The 20,648-nt window shown below is 37.0% G+C and carries 21 protein-coding genes; 7 read left to right on the top strand and 14 right to left on the bottom strand.

Annotated elements, in window-relative coordinates; all coding sequences use genetic code 11:
- Window positions 1–6: 6 nt before the first annotated feature.
- From IGL98_RS06060 to IGL98_RS06050, 3 genes are all read right to left on the bottom strand, one after another.
- A complete protein-coding gene (locus IGL98_RS06060) occupies window positions 7–1,092 on the bottom strand; it encodes an ABC transporter ATP-binding protein (RefSeq protein ID WP_069645209.1) in 1,086 nt (361 codons plus the stop codon).
- A gap of 179 nt (window positions 1,093–1,271) precedes the next feature.
- The gene (locus tag IGL98_RS06055) at window positions 1,272–1,814 is read right to left on the bottom strand and encodes a helix-turn-helix domain-containing protein (protein ID WP_206912320.1); all 543 of its coding nucleotides are present in this window, start codon (window positions 1,812–1,814) and stop codon (window positions 1,272–1,274) included.
- Between the two features lie 200 nt (window positions 1,815–2,014).
- On the bottom strand, window positions 2,015–2,533 hold the full coding sequence (locus tag IGL98_RS06050) for an FUSC family protein (RefSeq protein ID WP_206844282.1): 519 nt from the start codon (window positions 2,531–2,533) through the stop codon (window positions 2,015–2,017).
- Between the two features lie 320 nt (window positions 2,534–2,853).
- Between IGL98_RS06050 and IGL98_RS06045 the strand changes: the two genes are divergently transcribed.
- Genes IGL98_RS06045 through IGL98_RS06030 form a run of 4 tightly spaced genes read left to right on the top strand, consistent with a single transcriptional unit; the run spans window position 2,854 to window position 5,835 of the window.
- Entirely contained in the window at window positions 2,854–3,846 is a 993-nt protein-coding gene (locus tag IGL98_RS06045; RefSeq protein ID WP_206844285.1) for an oxidoreductase, read from the top strand.
- Window positions 3,847–3,861: 15 nt separating this feature from the next.
- Window positions 3,862–4,632 carry a phosphopantothenate--cysteine ligase gene (gene coaB, locus IGL98_RS06040; protein WP_206844288.1) on the top strand — a complete coding sequence of 257 codons (771 nt, stop codon included), beginning with the start codon at window positions 3,862–3,864 and terminating at the stop codon, window positions 4,630–4,632.
- Entirely contained in the window at window positions 4,632–5,174 is a 543-nt protein-coding gene (gene coaC, locus IGL98_RS06035) for a phosphopantothenoylcysteine decarboxylase (RefSeq protein WP_206844290.1), read from the top strand. The genes coaB and coaC overlap by 1 nt, the downstream gene beginning before the upstream one ends.
- Window positions 5,175–5,190: 16 nt before the next feature.
- Window positions 5,191–5,835: an ECF transporter S component gene (locus IGL98_RS06030; protein ID WP_206912330.1), complete on the top strand. Its 645-nt coding sequence runs from the start codon at window positions 5,191–5,193 to the stop codon at window positions 5,833–5,835.
- A gap of 114 nt (window positions 5,836–5,949) precedes the next feature.
- Here IGL98_RS06030 and IGL98_RS06025 read toward each other — a convergent pair whose 3' ends face one another.
- Both IGL98_RS06025 and IGL98_RS06020 read right to left on the bottom strand, forming a co-directional pair.
- Window positions 5,950–7,155, bottom strand: coding sequence for an aminoacyltransferase (locus tag IGL98_RS06025; RefSeq protein WP_206912332.1), 1,206 nt, complete (start codon window positions 7,153–7,155; stop codon window positions 5,950–5,952).
- A 173-nt stretch (window positions 7,156–7,328) separates the two neighbouring features.
- Window positions 7,329–7,835 carry a QueT transporter family protein gene (locus tag IGL98_RS06020; RefSeq protein ID WP_069645216.1) on the bottom strand — a complete coding sequence of 169 codons (507 nt, stop codon included), beginning with the start codon at window positions 7,833–7,835 and terminating at the stop codon, window positions 7,329–7,331.
- Window positions 7,836–8,061: 226 nt separating this feature from the next.
- Between IGL98_RS06020 and IGL98_RS06015 the strand changes: the two genes are divergently transcribed.
- A complete protein-coding gene (locus tag IGL98_RS06015; RefSeq protein ID WP_206912334.1) occupies window positions 8,062–9,021 on the top strand; it encodes a diacylglycerol/lipid kinase family protein in 960 nt (319 codons plus the stop codon).
- Window positions 9,022–9,071: 50 nt separating this feature from the next.
- Here the strand turns inward: IGL98_RS06015 and IGL98_RS06010 are convergent, their stop codons facing one another.
- From IGL98_RS06010 to IGL98_RS06000, 3 genes are all read right to left on the bottom strand, one after another.
- Entirely contained in the window at window positions 9,072–10,187 is a 1,116-nt protein-coding gene (locus IGL98_RS06010; protein ID WP_206844297.1) for a PLP-dependent transferase, read from the bottom strand.
- 144 nt (window positions 10,188–10,331) lie between these two features.
- Window positions 10,332–12,920: an SF1B family DNA helicase RecD2 gene (recD2, locus tag IGL98_RS06005; protein ID WP_206844298.1), complete on the bottom strand. Its 2,589-nt coding sequence runs from the start codon at window positions 12,918–12,920 to the stop codon at window positions 10,332–10,334.
- 31 nt (window positions 12,921–12,951) lie between these two features.
- Entirely contained in the window at window positions 12,952–13,581 is a 630-nt protein-coding gene (locus tag IGL98_RS06000) for a histidine phosphatase family protein (protein ID WP_206844299.1), read from the bottom strand.
- A 271-nt stretch (window positions 13,582–13,852) separates the two neighbouring features.
- Between IGL98_RS06000 and gloA2 the strand changes: the two genes are divergently transcribed.
- Window positions 13,853–14,233 (top strand): SMU1112c/YaeR family gloxylase I-like metalloprotein, encoded by a 381-nt coding sequence (gene gloA2, locus IGL98_RS05995; protein WP_206844301.1) that lies wholly within the window; start codon window positions 13,853–13,855, stop codon window positions 14,231–14,233.
- 73 nt (window positions 14,234–14,306) lie between these two features.
- Here the strand turns inward: gloA2 and trmL are convergent, their stop codons facing one another.
- Both trmL and IGL98_RS05985 read right to left on the bottom strand, forming a co-directional pair.
- Window positions 14,307–14,813 carry a tRNA (uridine(34)/cytosine(34)/5-carboxymethylaminomethyluridine(34)-2'-O)-methyltransferase TrmL gene (trmL, locus tag IGL98_RS05990; RefSeq protein WP_069645222.1) on the bottom strand — a complete coding sequence of 169 codons (507 nt, stop codon included), beginning with the start codon at window positions 14,811–14,813 and terminating at the stop codon, window positions 14,307–14,309.
- A gap of 242 nt (window positions 14,814–15,055) precedes the next feature.
- Entirely contained in the window at window positions 15,056–15,901 is an 846-nt protein-coding gene (locus IGL98_RS05985) for a methyltransferase domain-containing protein (RefSeq protein WP_206912337.1), read from the bottom strand.
- 138 nt (window positions 15,902–16,039) lie between these two features.
- On the opposite strand from IGL98_RS05985, the gene IGL98_RS05980 reads away from it, so the two are divergent.
- Window positions 16,040–16,672: a copper homeostasis protein CutC gene (locus IGL98_RS05980; RefSeq protein WP_206844305.1), complete on the top strand. Its 633-nt coding sequence runs from the start codon at window positions 16,040–16,042 to the stop codon at window positions 16,670–16,672.
- Window positions 16,673–16,806: 134 nt separating this feature from the next.
- Here IGL98_RS05980 and mgtE read toward each other — a convergent pair whose 3' ends face one another.
- From mgtE to IGL98_RS05960, 4 genes are read right to left on the bottom strand one after another with little or no spacing between them, the layout of a single operon-like run.
- Window positions 16,807–18,168, bottom strand: a complete 1,362-nt coding sequence (mgtE, locus tag IGL98_RS05975) for a magnesium transporter (RefSeq protein WP_206912348.1) — start codon at window positions 18,166–18,168, stop codon at window positions 16,807–16,809.
- A gap of 19 nt (window positions 18,169–18,187) precedes the next feature.
- The gene (locus IGL98_RS05970) at window positions 18,188–19,081 is read right to left on the bottom strand and encodes an RluA family pseudouridine synthase (protein WP_206912350.1); all 894 of its coding nucleotides are present in this window, start codon (window positions 19,079–19,081) and stop codon (window positions 18,188–18,190) included.
- Window positions 19,082–19,088: 7 nt separating this feature from the next.
- Window positions 19,089–19,886, bottom strand: coding sequence for an NAD kinase (locus IGL98_RS05965; RefSeq protein ID WP_086312224.1), 798 nt, complete (start codon window positions 19,884–19,886; stop codon window positions 19,089–19,091).
- 1 nt (window position 19,887) lies between these two features.
- A complete protein-coding gene (locus IGL98_RS05960; RefSeq protein ID WP_206844313.1) occupies window positions 19,888–20,577 on the bottom strand; it encodes a GTP pyrophosphokinase in 690 nt (229 codons plus the stop codon).
- Window positions 20,578–20,648 lie beyond the last annotated feature (71 nt).

The following is a 20,648-nucleotide window of genomic DNA, read 5'->3' as shown; positions in this document are numbered from 1 at the left end:
CTCCTCCTATTCTTCGTAGCTTTCTAAGCGAGCATCAAAATCTTCCTCTGACTCATTGAAACGCATCACGTGAATATCCTCTGGCTCAAAAAAGAGACCGACCTTTGCGCCTTCTGTGGCTTTTCTAGTTGAATGAACCATCCACTCATTATGATCTTCATCATAACAAATAATTTCATAGTGAACGCCACGGAACAGTTGCGTATCGACTGTTACCACTAATTTCCCTTTATCTGCAGTAGTAATCGTTAAATCTTCTGGACGTAGCATTATTTCAACAGGCTCCGCTTGGCGCATCCCACCATCCACACATTCAAAACGTTTGCCGACAAATTCAACTAGATTATCTTCGATCATCGTACCATTGACGATATTACTTTCACCTACAAAATCAGCCACAAAATGATTGATTGGTTCATCATAAATATCGACTGGTGTGCCACTTTGCACGATATGTCCTTTGTTCATGACAAAAATTTCATCACTCATTGCTAAGGCTTCTTCTTGATCATGCGTGACAAAAATAAATGTGATACCTAAACGTTGCTGCAGCTCACGCAATTCATATTGCATATCTGTACGTAATTTTAAATCCAAAGCAGATAACGGTTCGTCCAATAGTAAAACTTTCGGTTCATTGACGATAGCTCGGGCAATTGCCACACGCTGACGCTGACCGCCGGACATTTCACTGATTTCTCGCACTTCATAACCAGGTAATTGCACCATTCTAAGCGCATCTTTGACTTTCTTTTCAATTTCCTTTTTCGGTATTTTTTTGATTTTCAAACCGAATGCAACATTATCAAAGACATTCATATGAGGAAACAAGGCATAATCTTGAAATACTGTATTAACTTGACGTTTATTTGCGGGAATATCATTGATTCTTTGGCCGTCAAAATAAATATCCCCTTCGGTAGCATCTACAAAACCAGCTAAAATTCGTAAAATCGTTGTTTTTCCACAACCGGAAGGTCCTAATAACGTATAAAACTTTCCCTGTTCGATTTCAAAACTGACATTTTTCAGCACTTTTTCATCATCATATTGTTTGACGACATTTTCAAATGTAATAATATTTTTTTTCACTCATTGATGCCTCCTATACTAAAAGTGTAATGGGCTCGTTTAGTCTCGACTGAAAAATAGGAAAAATTGAGTGCGACGCTTTTTGTCTCACTTCATTTTTATCTTTTTTCCGAGAGACTAGCCCGTGAAACTAGATATACGAAAAGTGTAACGAGCTCGTTTTCCCGAAAAACAAACTGCTATAAATAAGATTCTGTAGCAACGATCACTACTCTGCTCTTTCCTTTTGAATGATTAATCAGCTGATGGGGTTCTGTAGCTCGATAATACATTGCCTCCCCTTTTTTAGCGGAATAGGTCGTTTCACCCAATATCAGCGAAACAGAACCATCGATCACATAAATAAACGTTTCAGATAAAGATGGTTCAAATGTTTTGTACTGACCGTCTACGTCAAAGGTCAAAACAATGGGTTCCATTTCTTTTTCATTCGATTCGGGGATCAGCCACTTTAATTCATAACCGTTTTCTTCATCATAATAAAGCGTGCTATCTTGATCTTTGTAAACAATTTTTTGTTCTAAAGTTCGTTCGCTGAAAAATTGTTCTGGTGTGATGCCTAAAACTTCTAAAATATTGAAAAATGTTTCCATTGAAGGCGAGCTTAAATCACGCTCTAACTGAGAAATATACCCTTTCGTCAAATCCGTTCGTTCACCTAACTCTTCTTGAGTCAGGTTCTTTTGTACGCGTAAATTACGCAGCTTCTCACCAATTTCCATCAGTCCACCTCATTTCATTTAAATAAACTATGTAAAAGTTTGCTAATACTAAACTACAAGTTTAATTTTACCTTTTCTAGTATACGAATTTTTCAAAAAATAGCAACAAATTTCAACAACAATTTTCATTTTTTTAGTTTCATCTCATCTTTTAATACTATCACCGATCGAGTTATTTTAACAAAATAAAAAAGCGTCTGTTATTCAGACACTCCCTCATTTTCTACTGGTCCTACAACTTTTTTTCTACCAAGCTTTAACGGAATCAAATAATTCACCAATAACGCAATGCCCATACCGATAAAGCTGTCTACGACTCTAGCAAATGCATAGCCATAAGAACGATCAGCAGGAATCATAAATACGATCGTCAAGAGTGTTGCACACGCCCCAACCGTTCCTTCTTGATAGCCTAAATTAGCCAGTAAAGCAATCATCAACGTAATGATCACAGGAATAAAAATCAGCTGCACAAGCTCTGTCCTACCTAACAAATTAAATACAGCAATCACAACAACTGACATCAACGCTCCCATTACATTCCCAATAATACGATGCTTGCCGTATTTCAGTGTATTCTCCATATCTTCTCGCAACGTAAAAACTGTTGTAATCGCTGCAACTACGTATGTTTCACGTTTCAATAAAATACTCACTAAAATACAAAAAAAGACACTTAACCCTGTTTTAAATGTTCGCATACCAATTTTAAATTTCAACAAACTAAATTCCTTTCAAACGTTATAAAACTATAGTATTAGTTATTTTTAGCTTATTATAATTAAGCTCGTCCTCCCTATTCTAACTTATTTTCCTACTATTAAGAAGGGGTGTTCAAGAAGAATTTACTAAAGATAAAAAGAGAATATGTTATGATAGTAACAATCATACTAAATTAAGTTTTTCTGTCTGGGCGAAACAAGCTAAGGAATACAAGTAACTTATGCGTTGGTGTTTTTCATTGGAGCTAAAAATTTTCACTGATATGTGTTCAAGCTTTTCATACTGGCTCAGCTTTTAAATTACAAGGAGGATATTTATGGAAAAATTTTCAGGCTTTCGTGTTAGGAAAATGGACGATCTTGTTACAGCAACAATCGAAAAAATAGAGCCTACTGATTTATCTGAGGGTGATGTACTAATCAAAATAGCTTACTCCTCAGTCAACTATAAAGATTCATTAGCTGCCAAACAAAATGGCGGTGTCATTCGTGATTATCCGATGATTCCGGGAATCGATCTAAGTGGGACAGTTTTATCTTCTAAAGACGATCGCTTTACAGAAGGTCAAAATGTATTAGTTACAGGTTACGGCTTAGGTGTAACACATACAGGAGGTTTTGCTGAAATCGCTCAAGTGCCAGGAGATTGGCTTGTTCGGTTGCCTGATGAGTTAAGCTTAAAAGAAGCTATGGTATTTGGGACTGCTGGATTCACAGCCGCTTTATCCGTTCACGCACTTGAAAATCATGGATTAGCTCAAAATAAAGAGGCCGCAATTTTGATTACAGGAGCCTCTGGTGGTGTCGGTAGTTTAGCAATCGCTATGCTAAAAAAACAAGGGTATAAAAATATCATTGCGTTAAGTCGGAAAAAATCAGCAATTGATCCTTTAAAAAAAATCGGTGCAACTACGGTCCTTTTAGTAGATGAATTTATGCCAGAAAAAATCAAACCTTTAGCTAAACAAACGATTGATTTCGCGATCGATACAGTTGGCGGCGAAATATCCTCTGTATTATTATCTCAACTTCGTTATGGTGGCAGCATCGCTATTTGTGGAAATGCCGCTGGGATCCAATTAAATACAACAGTTTTACCTTTTATCTTAAGGGGTGCGAATCTGTTAGGTATCGATTCAGTCAATGTTCCTATGAAACAACGTTTAGCTATTTGGCAACGTTTAGCCACTGATTTAAACGTCAGCCAACATGAACTAGTAAATGAAATAGCGTTACAAGAGTTACCACAAATCTTAGAACAGCTACAAGCTGGCACCCATATCGGCCGTACGATCGTTAAAATAAGATAAAGGAGCACATCATAAATGAATATCTTAATCACAGCAGGTGGAACTTCTGAAAAAATCGATAATGTCCGTTCCATCACGAACCATTCAACAGGTCGTTTAGGAAAAGAAATTGGTGACACTTTCTTAGCTCAAGGACATCATGTAACTTACGTAACTACGCCACAAGCTGTCCGGCCTACTAGTGAATCAAACTTAACACTTATTGAAATCGAAACAACAAAAGAATTAGAATCTGCTTTGCTTGAACAATTTGGGCACCAAATATTTGATGGTATTATTCACAGCATGGCTGTCAGCGACTTTACGACGGAAACAACCTTGTCAGAGGACCTTTTTATCGAAAAGCTTGCGGCTAAATTAACAACAGATGGAAACCTATCTGATTTAGCAAATTTGACCGAAGAACTTTATCATAGCTTGGATGAAATTGGTAAAACAATCCAGCAAGAAAAAAAAATACCTTCTGGAACAGATCGTCTCTTGCTTTTTTTGAAGAAAAACCCTAAAATAATTGCAATGCTACGGGAGCAACAACCACAAGCTGTTCTTGTTGGCTTCAAATTACTAGTTGGAGTTTCTACTGAAGAATTGGTACGTGTTGGACAATCGATTTTAGCCAAAAACAGATGCGATTTTGTTTTAGCCAATGATCTTGAAGAGATTCACGGCGACCAACATAAAGGAATCTTGATTGACAAACAAGGACATACAGAAACAGCCCAGACCAAAAATGAGATCGCTAAATTGATCGTTAAAAAGGTTGAAGAAAAATGGAGGAACCAATGATGAAAACCATATTATTAGGTATTTCCGGCAGTATTTCTGCTTATAAAGCAGCTGACATAACTAGCCAATTCACAAAATTAGGCTACAATGTCGAAGTAATCATGACGACTAACAGCACAAAATTTATCACACCTTTGACGCTGCAGTCTATGTCAAAAAATCCAGTTCATACAGATGTCATGGAAGAAATCGCTCCTGATAAGATCAATCATATCGAACTAGCAAAAAAAGCCGATCTTTTTTTAGTTGCCCCGGCTTCAGCTAATATTTTAGCTAAACTAGCTAACGGTATTGCAGATGATATGCTCTCAACTGTTGCTTTAGCTTTAAAAGAAGAAGTACCTAAATTTATTGCACCTGCGATGAATACTTATATGTATCAAAATCCGATCACACAACGAAATTTGGCAACACTGAAAGAAGTTGGGTATCACGAAATCGATCCCCGAGAAGCCTTATTAGCTTGTGGCGACTTTGGTCGTGGTGCACTTGCAACAGTTGAAGAGATCGTTACCACGATCAATGAAGTATTAACGAAATAATTTTGAGGAGTCATTTATGAAAAACACAAAAACATTTACCTTAACTGCTATGTTTTTAGCAATCTTGATTCTATTATCTGCTGTTCCCTTCTTAGGATTTATTCCAATTGGACCGATCAATGCAACCACGATGCACATTCCCGTGATCATTGCTTCGATCATTTTAGGTCCAAGAATCGGCGCCTTTTTAGGAGGTGTCTTTGGTATCATCAGTATGATCCGCAGCACGATCGTATTATCGCCTTTATCGTTCGTTTTCTCACCTTTTATCCCTGTGATCGGGACAGATCAAGGTAGCTTTAAAGCGATCATCGTTGCGATGGTTCCAAGAATTTTGATTGGTATAGTTCCATATTTTGTCTTTATGGGATTGAAAAAACTGACGAAAAACAGGCCTACCTCTCAAACCTTTAGTTTGTTTATTGCAGGTTTTCTAGGGTCAGCAACAAATACGATTCTAGTGATGAATTTGATTTATTTTCTCTTCAAGGATTCTTATGCGCAAAGTATCGGTGCAAGCGGTGCAGCGATATATACAGCTATTTTAACGGTTATTTTCACTAGTGGTATCGTTGAAGCGATCGTTGCAGCAGTTGCTACGGTTGGCGTGACTTCAGTGTTATTGCGATTAGTCAAAAATAATGCGACACAAAAACTATAAAAAAGAGCGTGGGACAAAACTAAAAATCAGTTTTGTCCCACGCTCTAAATCTGAATAAACGGCGAGAAAAAAGCAGCTCCTTCGGAAATAAACACTTTTGTCTCGGCCTCTTTTTTATTTCTTCTGTTTTTTCAATTTATAAGCATACTCACTTGCTTTGAAAAGCAAGCCGTTGACAGGTAAATCAAATTCTCCGATAAATTCATTGACTGTTGGATTGAAGTTAGCTTTGAATTTGATCAAGCCATCATTCAGACTACCTTCCAAACCACCCATATTACAAGATGTACAACCTCGTTCAAAACATTCATTGATTGCATCAAACCAAGTTAGATAGGCTGGCATATAACGTTTGTAACGATCGTCCATTCCCGCATAAAGGATTTCACTCGTTGAGCCAAACGTAATCGCTAAAGCGCCAGCAACGACAGCCACATCACCAGAATGCGCGATATTTTCTTCTAATTCCGTCATTTCACGCGTTAGAGAAAAATCAAGCTCTTCTAGGTTATGACGTTTTTTCACTTGATTTTCTTTTAGATTGGCTAGATCTTCTTTGTTTTTATCAAAACGCTGTTTGGTTTCTTCAAAGCGTTCTTTCAAATTTACTTGTGCCAACATGATAAATGAAGTTTCAGGATAAATTTTCAATAGCTTTTCAAAATAATCACTATTTCTAAGTGAGATATTTTGACGTTCTGTCGTTAACTCGATGACTTTAGCAAAATCATCCACTAACTCAGTATGACCCATTTTAACTGTGACGCCTTTTTTATGCGCTTGTTTCATCATTTTCTTCGTGCTTTTTGATAATAGTTCTTCACTGAAATCCTCTTTATAAATATTCGCTTGAAAACGAGGTTGGATCGTAGCATCCATCGCCATCGTTAAACCTTGATGTTTTGCACCACTTGCGATGATATTATCGATGATCGGTTGCGCCATAGGTTCGATCGTTTGTTCATCGCCTATATGGAAATCTTTATAATGAACAGTCGGATCCATTTTTACAAACAAAGCACGCTTTTTCTTACCGAATTGCTTTAACTCTTTTAAAAAGAACGCCACAAGTTCTGAATTTGTATAATCCATGATTGGGCCACGTGGTGTATAAAGCATTGAAAATTTCATTGGTAATGGTCGGATCAAAACTAGACTAGAGGCAACCAATGTGCCATTTTCGTAAACACCGACAATCTCTGATCCCCAGTTATCTTTCACTTTAGCCCATGCAGATGATTGTAATAAGTTGCATAAGGGATGACTTTCCACAAATTTATCGTGTTCTTTGGCATCGACGCCAATTTTAAATTCAAACATTATATAAAACTCCTCTACATTTTTGCTTCTGTATTACCATATCATAATTTATTCTACAGGAACAGTAAAGTTTTTCATGAAATTGGTTAAAAAACTTTAAGAGACTGAATCAAAACTACATTGGTCTTGACTCAGTCTCTTAAAAATAAATACTTACTACATTTTTTTATTGATCAAAGTCGTTTTTCAAAATGAACGGATTTATTGATCCAATACATCACAGGTGCTGCTACCGCCATTGTTGCAAATTCACTAAGTGCTAATGTTGCGTAATTCCCCCAAAAGGCTGCTCCGCCAGCTGGTGCCAGCATAAAAGCAATAATGCACATTGTTGCAGTGAAAAATAACGTATTTAGTGCTAGACGTGCGATGACATTAGGCACTCTTTTTTGTAATAAAGCTGTTAAGCCTAGCGAAATAAATGATTGTAGTCCGCCATATAATGCATCCATGGCACCAAAGCCAAAGAAAAAATTATAGACAACGACTCCCCCTAAAACGCCCCACATCAATTTCCGATTGAAAACAACTAAATGATTCAAACTTTCAGAAATTCTAAATTGAATAGGTCCTGACGAAACGGGTGCTACTAAAATCGTTAAGCCAAGATATAACGCCATTACAATAGCATTCATGGTAATTGCTTTTACTTTACTGTTTGTTGAAACAGTATTTTGCATAGTCTCCCCTTCTTTCTCCGAGTTTTTTTACAAGGGATGGTTGATGAACCTTGTCGAGGAACGATTTTCCTCAAAAAATGATACGTACGCATTATATCTCATAATTGATCGTTTCACAATGATAAATCTTTCAGTGTTCTATTCTTATTTGGCTTTTTTCAAGCATCCATCATTCTTAATTTTTCACATGTCTGTTATAATAAGACTTTGTACAAGGAGGAAAGAAATGAAGAAACATTTTTATCTCGTCATCAATGAAAATGCTGGGGGTGGCACTGGACGCAAAGCTGCCGAAAAAATCATCAAACAACTGCAGACTGTCAACATTGATTATACGACTTTTTATACAGATCATGCTGGACATGAAATAGAAATCGTTCAAAGTTTAGCACAAGATACCTTGATTCCTTGGAGCACTGACCTGGAAACCGATTCATTTCCACTTTTAGTTGTTCTTGGCGGAGATGGTACTTTGCATAGCGTACTCAATTCTTTAGAGTCTTTTGATTCTAAAATTCCCATCGGCTATATTCCATGTGGTTCAGGAAATGATTTTGCCCGTGGTGTAGGAATTGACAGACAGACCGAAAAAGCTTTTTTTCAACTGCTAAAAGCGGAGGCACCACAAGAAATCCAACTAATCACGTATGCTGAATCGATACAAGAAGAAGCTGGCCTTGCCGTTAATAATATTGGTATTGGATTAGATGCAGCAATCGTCAATGCGGCCAATACGTCGTCATCAAAAAACACCTTAAACAAATTCAATATGGGGTCTTTATCTTATATTTTTTCTATTTTAAAGGTATTATTCACTCAAAAAGGCTTCCCAATTCTTGTTGAAATCAATGGGAAAAATATTGAATTTGATCATGCTTTTTTATGTACAGTAACAAAGCATCCTTATTTTGGTGGTGGTGTTCCGATTGCTCCAATGGCTGATCCACGCAAACCAGTTCTGGATTTTGTCTTGGTAGAACGGGTCAATATGTTTAAAATTTTCTGGCTGATTTTATTATTGATTCAAAAAAAACATACACATTCAAAATACTTTCATCATTTTCAATCCAGTAAACTTCGAATTGTTTCAACGGTTCCTCAATATGTTCATGCTGATGGTGAAATTTTAGGGAAAAGAAGTACTGATATTTCTTTTAGTACAGAAACTAGATTGTTTTGGTTTTGAGCGTATTAAAATAAGAGGAAAAAACAATTTCTGTTTTTTTCCTCTTATTTTTAATTTAATGATTCAAATGCCTGTTTCAAATCTGCAATCAAATCCCCGTCTGCTTCGATTCCAGTCGATATTCTTAATAAATCCGGCGTTAATCCATAAGACTCTCTTAGCTCTTTTGGAATATCGGCATGTGTTTGGGTCGTTGGGTACGTGATCAAACTTTCAACCCCACCTAAACTTTCTGCAAAAGTAAAGATCGATAAATTTCGTAGAAAGTCTTTAATCATTTCTTGATCCTTGATTTTAAAACTCAGCATTCCTCCACGACCTGGATACATCACTTCCTTGACGTATGCGCTCGTTTTTAAATATGCTACAACTGCTTTTGCATTTTCTTCATGTCTTTCCATCCGTAAAGCTAGAGTTTTCATTCCTCTAATCAATAACCAACAATCAAAGGGTGATAAAACAGCTCCTGTAGTGTTCAAACTATAAGCTAGTTGTTCTCCGACTTCTTGTGAACGTGTAACCACAGCACCTGCCAGCAAATCGTTATGTCCGCCTAAATACTTGGTCGCACTATGCAAAACGATATCAGCTCCTAACTCCAAAGGACGCTGAATCAACGGTGTATAAAATGTATTATCAACGATCAATTGGGCTTGATGCCGTTTTGTAAAGACAGCCACCTGTTCGATGGAAACTTCACTCATCAAAGGATTTGTCGGTGTTTCAATAAAAACAGCTGCCGTTTTATCTGTGATTTCTCTCTCAAAACCAGCTTCGTCATCCACATAAATAAAATGATAGAGTCCCTGTTTTTCCAACTCTTTAAAATAACGATAACTACCACCATATAAATCTCTAGACGCCACGATCTGACTGCCCACAGGAAATTGACTGAACACTAATTGAACTGCACTCATTCCTGAACTAGTCGCTAAACCGATCGCGCCATTTTCTAAAACTGCCAATGCAGATTCTACAACTTCTCTTGTTGGATTTTTGGTTCTAGTGTAATCATAGCCCGTCGACTCACCTAGCGTTGGATGCTCATACGTTGTTGAAAAATAGATAGGGGTATTGATCGATCCTGTTACTGGGTTTTGATGATTACCAATTTGTGCCAAAAAAGTATCTGTTTGAACGTTTCCCGATTGTGAATTGTTTTCCATTAACTTCCCTCATTTCTACCAAAATAATCTACCTTTATTTCTAGCTAAACACATTTCTATGTTGCTTTTCATTATATACACCGAGAGATGCTTAAAGCAAGAAAAAACTGGAACAATGTCTGAACGTTCATCCCAGTTTCTCTGCTATTTCATAAAATCATATGGTGTCGTTTGATTCATTCCGATCATCGGATCGATGGTCTGAGCATTAACTAATTGAGGGGTCAATAATCGCTCCATTTCTACTTCAACTTGTTCGGTTATTTCTTGAACAGGCTCACTAAATAATGAAATTTCTTCTGTTTTAGGTTTAATTCTCACTGGTACAGGCTCTACCGCTTCTTCAATCACAGCAGCTTTATTCTCTTTAGCCGCCTCATATACGATCGGTTTATTTTCTACTGTATCCGAAAATGGTGATTCTTTATTTAGTCCTTCTTCATAAGCTTCCAGTTGCATCCTTGTTGTCAAAGTCATATCATCTGCGCTAGTGATTCGTTCTTTCAACATCGTTAAACGACTGGCAGATTCATGTGCAACACACGTATTAAAAGCTTGTACTTCACCCAATAAAATCAGGATATCTTTACTTCTGGTAACCGCTGTATAGAGTAAATTACGTTGTAACATGCGATGATATTGATGAACCATCGGTAAAATAACCATTTTAAACTCGCTACCTTGCGCTTTATGGATCGAACAGCAATAAGAAAGGGTGATTTTGTTCCATTCATTTCGTTTATAGCTCACTTCATTATTATCAAATTGAATCACCAATTCATCGACTTTATCTTCTGAGTCTTTGGCTAAAATGATTCCGACGATCTCGCCCATATCTCCATTGAAAACGTTAAGTTCAGGTGTATTGACTAAATGCAGCACCTTATCCCCGATACGATAGACTGATTCATTCCATTTTACTTCTTTTTTCGTTCCATCATTAGGATTGAAAATTTCCTGCATCATCTTATTCAACGCATCGATACCAGCAGCTCCTCGATACATTGGAGCTAACAGTTGGATATCTTGGGGAGAAAAGCCTTTTGCTTTGGCTTTCGTCACGATTTGGCGGACATAGGTTTCGATATGATGAACATCACTTGGAAAAAATGAACGATCTTTTTGATTCACAGTGAAATCTTGCGGCAATCTACCTTGTTTGATTTCATGAGCTAAAGGAATAATACTTGAACCATCGCCTTGGCGATAAATTTCAGTCAATTCTCTTTGAGGTATTTCATTGATTTGCAACAGATCATGCAACACTTGGCCTGGGCCAACTGACGGGAGCTGATCTTTATCCCCAACAAAAATCACTTGCATGTTGGTCGGAATCGCCTTAAATAAAGTATTGGCCAGCCACGTATCGACCATTGACATTTCATCAACGATCAATAAGCCGCCTTCAAGTTCTTTTGCAGTCATACTAGGATTTTTTTCTCTACCTGTTAATCCTAATAAACGATGAATCGTACTAGCCGGAAGTCCAGTTGTTTCATTCATCCGCTTAGCTGCACGCCCTGTAGGAGCCGCTAATAAAATGGGGAACATTTCCTGCGTGTAATCCTTTATGTCTAAGGAAAGTCCATTCAACTCTGCAAATAACGAAACAATTCCGTTGATAACCGTTGTTTTCCCGGTACCAGGACCACCCGTCAAAATGAAAAGCGGTGCTTTGATTGCTTCTTCGATGGCCTCTTGTTGAGAATCTCCATAAAGAATTCCTAATCGTTTTTCAATCCCTCGAATATTTTTTTCGATCTCTTTTTTATCGTATTTGATTTCTTTTTTTCGTGAAAGTAGACGTTGGATCGAAGTACCGATTCCCCACTCTGAAAAATATAAACTATTTTCAAAAAGCTTGGTGTCTTCTTGCTGAATTTTTCCTTCTTCCACCAAATGAATGATTTGTTCTGCCACTTGATCAAGAGAAATCTCAACTGGACGACTCGCTTCAAGAGTATTGATTGTTTCTCTAAGCAACATTTCTGCTTCTACGTAGGTATTCCCGGAGCGAACAGAATGTTGGAAAATTTCATGCGTGATCGCAGCCCGCACTCGTTTATCCGAATCTGCTCCAATGCCCAATTGCTCTGCAATATTATCTGCTCGTTTAAATCCAATTCCTTCAATATCTTCTACTAATTGATACGGATTCTCATGAATAACATCTAAAGTCTCTTCTTTATAAGTTTGGTAAATCGCAAACGATAGCTGGCTACCAAATCCATAACGATTTAAGCCAACAATCACTTGTTCCATGCCATGATTTAAGCGAATAGTTTCAATGATTGTTTGACGTTTTTTTTCATTTAATTGAGGAACTTTTTCGAGAACACCAGGCGTTTCAATAATGCGATCGATTGCATCTTCACCCAAAATTTCGACAATTTTCTCAGCTGTTCGTTTCCCTATACCTGGAAATTTTTCACTTGAAAGGTAATTTACAACGCCGCTGGCAGAAGTTGGTCGCTCTTGCTGATAGCTATCGACTTGAAATTGTTTGCCATAACGAGGATGATCAACGAAATGTCCAAAAAAGCGATAAATTTCTTCTTCCTGAATTTGGCCGAAACTACCAGTTGTTACGATTTCTTTTTCTAGATAATCTGTATTCGTATCCGTTATTTTCACCAACAAAACTTTATAAAAATTGCTAGGGTTTTGAAAAAAGATTGCCTGAACTTGCCCAACCACATATTCTTTTTCCTCTTCTCCAAACAATGTATCCATCGATTTCACCTCGCTTTATCAACAAAATAGTTTATAGTAAAAAAGAATCATCATTCCATAATTTTAAGGTATATGATTGCTCTTCCCCATCCTCTGTCGTTTCTAAGATCGACAAACTGTTATTTTTAAGCCCGCCCATACTGCGTAGCTCACCCAACTCTTTACCTGAAAGTGACTGGATCGCTGCTGTTAAAGACGCACCGTGACCTACAAAAAGATATGGACCATCGCCTTTATCAACCGCTGATTTTACAACGGAAGAAATTCGTGAAATTGCTTGTTCAATTGGCTCGCCTTGAAATATTTCTGGATTGTATCGATCTAGCTGATAGCGCATATGTTCTAATTCTTGTCCGTATGTTTCTCTCATTTCCGCAATAGACTGACCTTCTAATTTTCCAAGTCCTAATTCTTTCAACTCATCCGTATAAATGATTTCTACTGGTCGTTCAAGTTCTTGATTAATGCCTTCAGCCGTTTTTCTTGCCCGTGGCGAAGTACTCGAAAAGATTTTTTTAAAAGGCACTTCTTTGACTGTTTGGCCTAATAACTTTATTTCTTCATAGCTTGTTGGAAGCAAAGGTGAATCTCCACTCATTCCTTGAAACCTAAGTTCCTGATTCCATTCCGTTTTTCCATGGCGAGTAAAATATAATTTCATGTTTCCGCTCCCTTGATTCTTATTTATTGATCTTCTACTTTTGGTTTTCCACTTATTTATCTTATCTAGTGTATCATTTTCACTGGCAAAATTCCATTTAACTACGAGGTTTATAAAAAACGAAACTGTGTGAGTGTTTTTCAAAAATAAGTAGGTTATAATAAAAAGGCTAAAATATATATCTGAGTGCGTAACTATACGAGTCCGTTGTACTTTTATGATATCTAGCTACACTGACTCATTTCACTTTTAATTTAAGGAGGAACCTGATTTGTTTTTTGATCACATTCATCACATCGCTATCAATTGTTCTGATTACCGTAAAACGAAGGAATTTTATGTAGAGAAACTGGGTTTTGAAATCATAAGAGAAAATAAAAGAGACGATAAAAACGATGTTAAACTTGATTTGAAATTAGGAAATTATGAACTAGAACTATTTATTTCTCCTAATGCACCAAAACGTCCCTCTTATCCTGAAGCTTTAGGCTTACGCCATTTAGCATTTAAAGTTGAAAATATCGAGGAAGTGATTACTTTTTTAAATGCGAAAGAAATCGAATGTGAAGCCGTTCGGACAGATACGTTTACAGGAGAAAGAATGACTTTTTTCTTTGATCCAGATGGTTTGCCTTTGGAGTTGCATGAATAATCACTTGTTTTTACCTGCTATGGAAAAAAACTGTTGCCTTTAAAATCAAAGGGAACAGTTTTTGCTATTATTTTTAATCCAATTTATCATTCTCGTAATGATGTTTCAATTCCAATGCTGGAAAATTCTGTTGACGCAATGCTTCATAAACCACCAACGCTACTGTATTGGACAAATTCAACGAACGAACATGTTCATCATTCATCGGAATCCGCAGACATTTTTCTTCATTATCCCGCATAAATTCTTCTGGCAATCCTGTTGTTTCTTTACCAAACATAAAATAATGATCTTGATTGTCAGTGTAATCTATTTCACTATACGTTTGATTCGCAAATTTTGTAATCAAATGCAGTGGCCGATCACCTAAATAAGTTAAAAAAGCAGTCAAATCCTTGTGATACATAATATTAACATCATTCCAATAATCCAATCCAGCTCTTTTTAAGTGCTTGTCATCAGTCGAGAAACCTAACGGCTCGATGAGATGTAAGGGCGAATTTGTTGCAGCACAAGTTCTAGCAATATTGCCAGTATTTGCTGGAATTTGAGGTTCAAATAATACAATATGATTTGTCATGAGTACAGTTTCCTTTCATTTAAATGACACATTATTTATTTTTTTTTCACAAAAATCTACATAAAAAAAACGTATCGCCTCGGTGTCAATCACTGCGAGTCGCTACGTTAGTGAAGCTCTTTTCACTAACTTTTATCAGAACAGGAACCTGATAAAAACCAATGAAAAAACAACTTGTATGTAATATAACACCATTACCCGAGCTTTGCAATACCTTTTAGCAAATTTACCGATTGTAAGCGCTATCTTACTTTTCCTTTTAACACACGAACGTCAATTGTGATTTCTGTCAATGGATTTTTTTGAATTTCTTCTTTTACTTCCTCAGCCACACCCCACTCAAGCGGAGACATTTCCAATAAATCTAATTGATTCTCTTTAGGTATGGCAAACGTAAAGGTCACTCGCTCGTCGACTAAAATATCCATTTCTTTAGAAAACTTTGCCAAAACTTTTTCATTTGAATAGGTTTGTTTGATTTCATCTCCTGGATAAAATGCCGCCCTTAACTCTTTTAAATAATCAGTTTCAGGTATTACTTTGATAACCGACCCATCTTTTTTCAATACACGCTTAAATTCATGGTAATGAGATGGCGAAAAAATATTCAAAACTGTATCCATCGATTCGTCTGCAAATGGTAAGTTTGTCAGATCAGCTACACACCAAAAAGCTTCGATTGGCTGATTACTAGCTAAATAAATCCCATCCTTAGAAATATCGAATCCAAATTTTGAACCTGCCAAGCCTAGATTCGAAAGCTCGGATAAAAAACTTCCCTCACCACATCCAACATCCAATGTATTTCCAGTTAAGTTCATCGTATTAATAATTCTTTCAAGTAAAGGCTGATACATACCACTTTGAATCATCTTGCCTCGGTGAACCAACATTTTTTTATTATATTCCGTTTGAATACTATGAGAAAGAAAATAAATAGTTCCCTTTTTCGATAAATCAAATTGATGGTTTTGTGCACATATCAAACTAAAACCTTTTAACTGAATCGCCTTTTTACAGACTGGACAAAGAAATTGTTCTTGATGTGTTTCTAAAAAATTACGGGCAAAATCAATTTTTTTCAACATAAGGTTACTTCCTATTCACTATAAATTCTGACACTCACTGATAAACTGTCGCTATTTATCTTACAACGGGAACAAGACTTTGGCAACCGCCAGAATTGTGGTACAATGCCTGTGAAGAAAAAACAAGGAGTGAAACGAATGATCAAAGAATTTTGTGCTGAAAATTTTACAAATATCCCCACTGCCATTCGCAATGGTGCAGGTCGAATCGAATTATGTGACAATCTTGCTGTAGGTGGCACAACACCTAGCACAGGTGTTATCGAAGAAGTTGTGGCATATGCCGGAGAAAAATCGATTCCAGTTATGACGATCATCAGACCTCGAGGTGGAGATTTTGTATATAATGATATCGAACTTAAAATCATGCATACAGATCTGATTGAAGCTAAAAAAATTGGGACAGATGGTGTCGTTTTAGGTTGCTTAACAAAAGACGGTTGGCTAGATGAAGAAGCATTGGAATTATTGATCGAGACTGCTGAAGGACTGCAAATAACTTTCCACATGGCCTTTGATGTTTTAAGTAAAGAAAATCAATTAAAAGCAATCGATTGGCTCGTAGAACATGACGTACATCGTATATTAACGCACGGTGGGGCCGCAGGAACAGCTATCGAAGACAATTTTGATCATCTAAAAGAGTTGATTACCTACGCTAACGATCGAATTATCATTTTACCAGGCGGAGGTATTTCAGACAAGAATGTCGATACTGTTGTAAGTACCTTACAAGTCAGTGAAGTACATGGAACTAAAATAGTAGGTTAATAAAAAGAGCGTGGGACAAAACTAAAAACCAGTTTTGTGTCACGCTCTAAATCTGAATAAACGACGAGAAAAAAGCAGTTGCTTCGGAAATAAGCTGAACACTTTTGTCTCGGCCTCTTTCTATTTTTATTATTTCAAACAAAATACTGCATAAAGAGACTAGCAATATTAAAATAAATCAAAACACTGGTTAAATCACTCAAAGTTGTAATGAACGGTCCACTAGCAACAGCTGGATCAAATCCTAATTTATCCATCAACATTGGAATCAAACTACCTGCCAAGTTCGCAACGGTTATTGCACATAACATAGCCATCCCAATCACAAATCCTAGCGGAAAATTATGCTGCCAAATCCCAACAACAATAAATATCGCCACACCCGTTACAGCACCAGTCACTAGACCTGTCAACACTTCACTAATGATCAAACAACCAAAATTATTATCTTTTTCATCTGATATTGCTAACCTTCTAACTGCTACGGCTAACGATTGTGTTCCTGCATTTCCGGCAGTTCCTGTGATCAATGAAATGAATACCGCTAAAATACTTGCTTCACTAACTAACTCTTCATAATGGCTGATTAAGGTAGCTGTAGACATTCCTAAAAATAATAATGTAATTAACCAAGGCAAACGTTTTGAAGCTGCCTTGATTGGATTTTCACTGACTTCTTCAATATTAACCCCAGCCAAACCTGAATAGTCACTAGCTGCTTCATCATCAATAACATCGATAATATCATCAACTGTTACGATTCCTAAAAGATGATCATCATAATCCGTAACTGGCAATGCTAGGAAATCATAATCTCGAATCGTTTGCGCAACGTCCTCTTGGTCATCACCTACGTGAACTGAAATGACCCGCTCACTTAATACATCTGAAATCATTGTATCATCATCATTTACGATCAAATCACGTAATGAAATAACCCCGACTAAATGGTTTTCCTGATCTACCACATACACATAATAAATTGTTTCAGCCACATCAGCCTGATTTTTCAACACATACATGGCAGAACGAACAGTTTGATTCGCGACAATAGAAACAAATTCGGTCGTCATGATCGATCCCGCTGTATCATCTTCATAATGCAGTAATTCTTTGATCTCACCAGCATCTTCTGTGCTCATCAAACTTAGATATTTCGCCTTTTGACTTTTATCTAGCATATTCAGCAAGTCAACTGCGTTATCCGTATACATCTCTGATAGCATTTCAGCCGCATAACTTGGACGCATTTCAGCAATATAATCCTTCATGTTTTCGTTATCTTCTTCGATAACATCAAACATATCTGCTAGCTCTTTTGGTGACAGGTAACTATATATTTGTTTTCTATCTGCTTCATCGATCGATTGATAAAATTGTCCTTGCTCATAAATATGGAGCGCCAAAAACAACTCGCGAAACTCAGCCATCTGCTGGTCTTTTAATTTCTCTAACAGCAAAGAAAAATGGTCTTCCATTTCTTGTCCTTCGTTCACACAATCCGCTCCTTTCAATCTAAAGTTGATCTACAATTTTCTTCATATCTTCTGCTAAAGGAGAAGTTAATTTTAAGCGTTGCTTCGTAAATGGGTGGGTAAAACTCAATTGACAGCAATGTAACGCCTGACGCTCAATACCGCTATCCATTTTACCACCATACATGTTATCACCTAATAAAGGGCACCCAATGGCCTCAAAATGCACTCTGATTTGATGGGTTCTTCCTGTATGAAGCTGAATGTTTACTAATGCTTGATCATCGTTACGTTTCTTCAACCAATATTCTGTTTCGGCTTGTTGGCCTGTTTCGACAATGGTTCTTTTTAAGATAGAAGATAGATCACGGCCAATCGGAAGTTTTATTGTTTCATGTTCTTTTAAAGGTGATACGTCACCACCGACCAAGGCTTGATAAATCTTGATTACTTCTTTTTTACGCAACTCCTGATCTAACATCGCATGAGCAAAACCATGTTTAGCAAACAACATCAAACCAGTAGTATCTCTATCTAATCGAGTCACCACATGGATCACCTGATCTTGATAATTTTGCGCTTTAAAATAAGCTTTCACTCGATTCGCCATGGTTCCATTAGGGTGATATTGAGCAGGAATTGACGCAATCCCTGCTGGTTTATTGACTACTAAATAATGGTCATCTTCAAAAATAATATCGATTGGTACATCATCAACAAGTAACGTCTCATGTTCTTTTTCATCTGGGATCGTGATTTTCACCTGATCTCCGACAGATAATTTGAATAACACATTTTCAACGGACTGATTGACCTCGATTTTTCCACCTTGAAATTTGATTTTGGCTAGAAGCCCTTTGGAGATCCCTTGCTCTTTTAAAAAGGTTTTTACTTGCTGCGGTTCTTTTTTTTCTACTGTCCAATTAAATTCCATTAAGTTATTAATCCTCACTAATAAAGGCATCTTTAACGCGATGCCAAAAATGCATATGTCGATATGATGCGAAATGAATACGCTCATCCGCAATACGATAGTAAATCGACTTGATATCATCTTGATAAATATCTAATTGATCAACTGTAATCAAATAATCGTTACTTTCCTGCAACTTGATTTCCACCCATTCTGTATGTGCGATCACGATCGGTGATCCTAATGTTCTAAAAACACGATTATTCAATGAAGCAATCTCGGCAAGTTGAAACGCGTTAATACTGGGATGAAGAACAGCTCCGCCAATACTTTTATTGTAAGCTGTCGATCCAGTTGGCGTAGAAACAGATAAACCATCTCCACGGAATCGTTCAAATAACTCATCTTTGATAAAGACATCCGCGACCATAGTACGATTAGCACGTTTGATCGTTGATTCATTCAAAGCTAAAAAATGCTTATCTGGTTTATTGCCATGAAAACTGATTTTAACATCCAACAAAGGATAACTAATACTTTTTTCTTGATGAACTAAAAGGCTTTGAACTAATTCTTCCAACTCATAATCGCGCCAGTCTGTATAAAATCCTAGGTGCCCCGTATGAACACCTAAAAAACTGACTTCATCAAGTCGATGACTAAAACGATGGAACGCTGATAATAATGTCCCATCTCCGCCCACAGAAATCACAAGATCTGGTTGATGGTCATCAATTTCGATTTTATTTTTCTTTAAAAGCAGGAGTAAATGGCGAGTAACCTCATTTGATTTATGTTCATGATTATGAACGATCGCAACTTTCATCCTACTCCCCCTGTTCTTTATCTAACATCTCTTTGTTATCATTGAATTTTTGATAGTAATTATCCTTCGACTTTCCTCGACCATGTGAGAAAAGATGCTGTGCTTCTTGGATTTCTTCACGGATCGTGGACATTTCTTCGTCTAATTGGTAAGCGGCTTCCGCAGCACGCTGCAACCGCTCTTTCATTTCCTCTGGAAAAGCACCTTGGTATTTATAATTTAATGAATGTTCGATTGTCGCCCAAAAATTCATGGCTAAGGTACGTATTTGAATTTCCGCCAAAATCTTTTTTTCACCTGTTATCAGTTGAACTGGATATTCGATCACCAAATGATATGAACGATAGCCGCTCTCTTTTTTATTTGTAATATAATCTCGTTCTTGAATGATTTTCAAATCTTTACGATTGCGGATGATATCCACAACTTGCCGAATATCCTCAACAAATTGGCACATGATCCTAAGTCCAGCGATATCTTGCATTTCTTCTTCTAAACGATCAACCGATATATTTCGCAATGCTGCCTTCGTTAAAATACTATCAACAGGTTTCACCCGCCCCGTTACAAACTCAATAGGTGTATGTTTATTTTGCTCTCGAAACTGCTTGCGGATACCGCGCAGCTTAACTTTCATTTCTCCAACAGCCTGTTCATACGGTGCTAGAAAAAGCTCCCACTCTTTCTCCATCCTAATCCCTCTATTTCTTTGAATTTGATTCACAGCTTATTTTACCATAGAGCTGTGAAAAATAGGGTAAT

Origin of the sequence: Enterococcus sp. DIV0840 (assembly GCF_050527835.1) — a bacterium.
Taxonomy (GTDB): Bacteria; Bacillota; Bacilli; order Lactobacillales; family Enterococcaceae; genus Enterococcus_L; species Enterococcus_L ureasiticus.
This window is presented reverse-complemented; position numbering and strand designations above follow the sequence as displayed.

Coding starts and splice junctions, on each gene's coding strand:
- coaB (WP_206844288.1), top strand. CDS start 3,862: ATGAATATCTTAATCACAGCAGGTGGAACTTCTGAAAAAATCGATAAT.
- IGL98_RS06045 (WP_206844285.1), top strand. CDS start 2,854: ATGGAAAAATTTTCAGGCTTTCGTGTTAGGAAAATGGACGATCTTGTT.
- IGL98_RS06000 (WP_206844299.1), bottom strand. CDS start 13,581: ATGAAATTATATTTTACTCGCCATGGAAAAACGGAATGGAATCAGGAA.
- IGL98_RS05965 (WP_086312224.1), bottom strand. CDS start 19,886: ATGAAAGTTGCGATCGTTCATAATCATGAACATAAATCAAATGAGGTT.
- trmL (WP_069645222.1), bottom strand. CDS start 14,813: ATGACAAATCATATTGTATTATTTGAACCTCAAATTCCAGCAAATACT.
- coaC (WP_206844290.1), top strand. CDS start 4,632: ATGAAAACCATATTATTAGGTATTTCCGGCAGTATTTCTGCTTATAAA.
- IGL98_RS06010 (WP_206844297.1), bottom strand. CDS start 10,187: ATGGAAAACAATTCACAATCGGGAAACGTTCAAACAGATACTTTTTTG.
- IGL98_RS06055 (WP_206912320.1), bottom strand. CDS start 1,814: ATGGAAATTGGTGAGAAGCTGCGTAATTTACGCGTACAAAAGAACCTG.
- IGL98_RS05970 (WP_206912350.1), bottom strand. CDS start 19,081: ATGGAATTTAATTGGACAGTAGAAAAAAAAGAACCGCAGCAAGTAAAA.
- IGL98_RS06030 (WP_206912330.1), top strand. CDS start 5,191: ATGAAAAACACAAAAACATTTACCTTAACTGCTATGTTTTTAGCAATC.
- recD2 (WP_206844298.1), bottom strand. CDS start 12,920: ATGGATACATTGTTTGGAGAAGAGGAAAAAGAATATGTGGTTGGGCAA.
- IGL98_RS06025 (WP_206912332.1), bottom strand. CDS start 7,155: ATGTTTGAATTTAAAATTGGCGTCGATGCCAAAGAACACGATAAATTT.
- IGL98_RS05985 (WP_206912337.1), bottom strand. CDS start 15,901: ATGTTGAAAAAAATTGATTTTGCCCGTAATTTTTTAGAAACACATCAA.
- IGL98_RS06015 (WP_206912334.1), top strand. CDS start 8,062: ATGAAGAAACATTTTTATCTCGTCATCAATGAAAATGCTGGGGGTGGC.
- IGL98_RS06020 (WP_069645216.1), bottom strand. CDS start 7,835: ATGCAAAATACTGTTTCAACAAACAGTAAAGTAAAAGCAATTACCATG.
- IGL98_RS05960 (WP_206844313.1), bottom strand. CDS start 20,577: ATGGAGAAAGAGTGGGAGCTTTTTCTAGCACCGTATGAACAGGCTGTT.
- IGL98_RS05980 (WP_206844305.1), top strand. CDS start 16,040: ATGATCAAAGAATTTTGTGCTGAAAATTTTACAAATATCCCCACTGCC.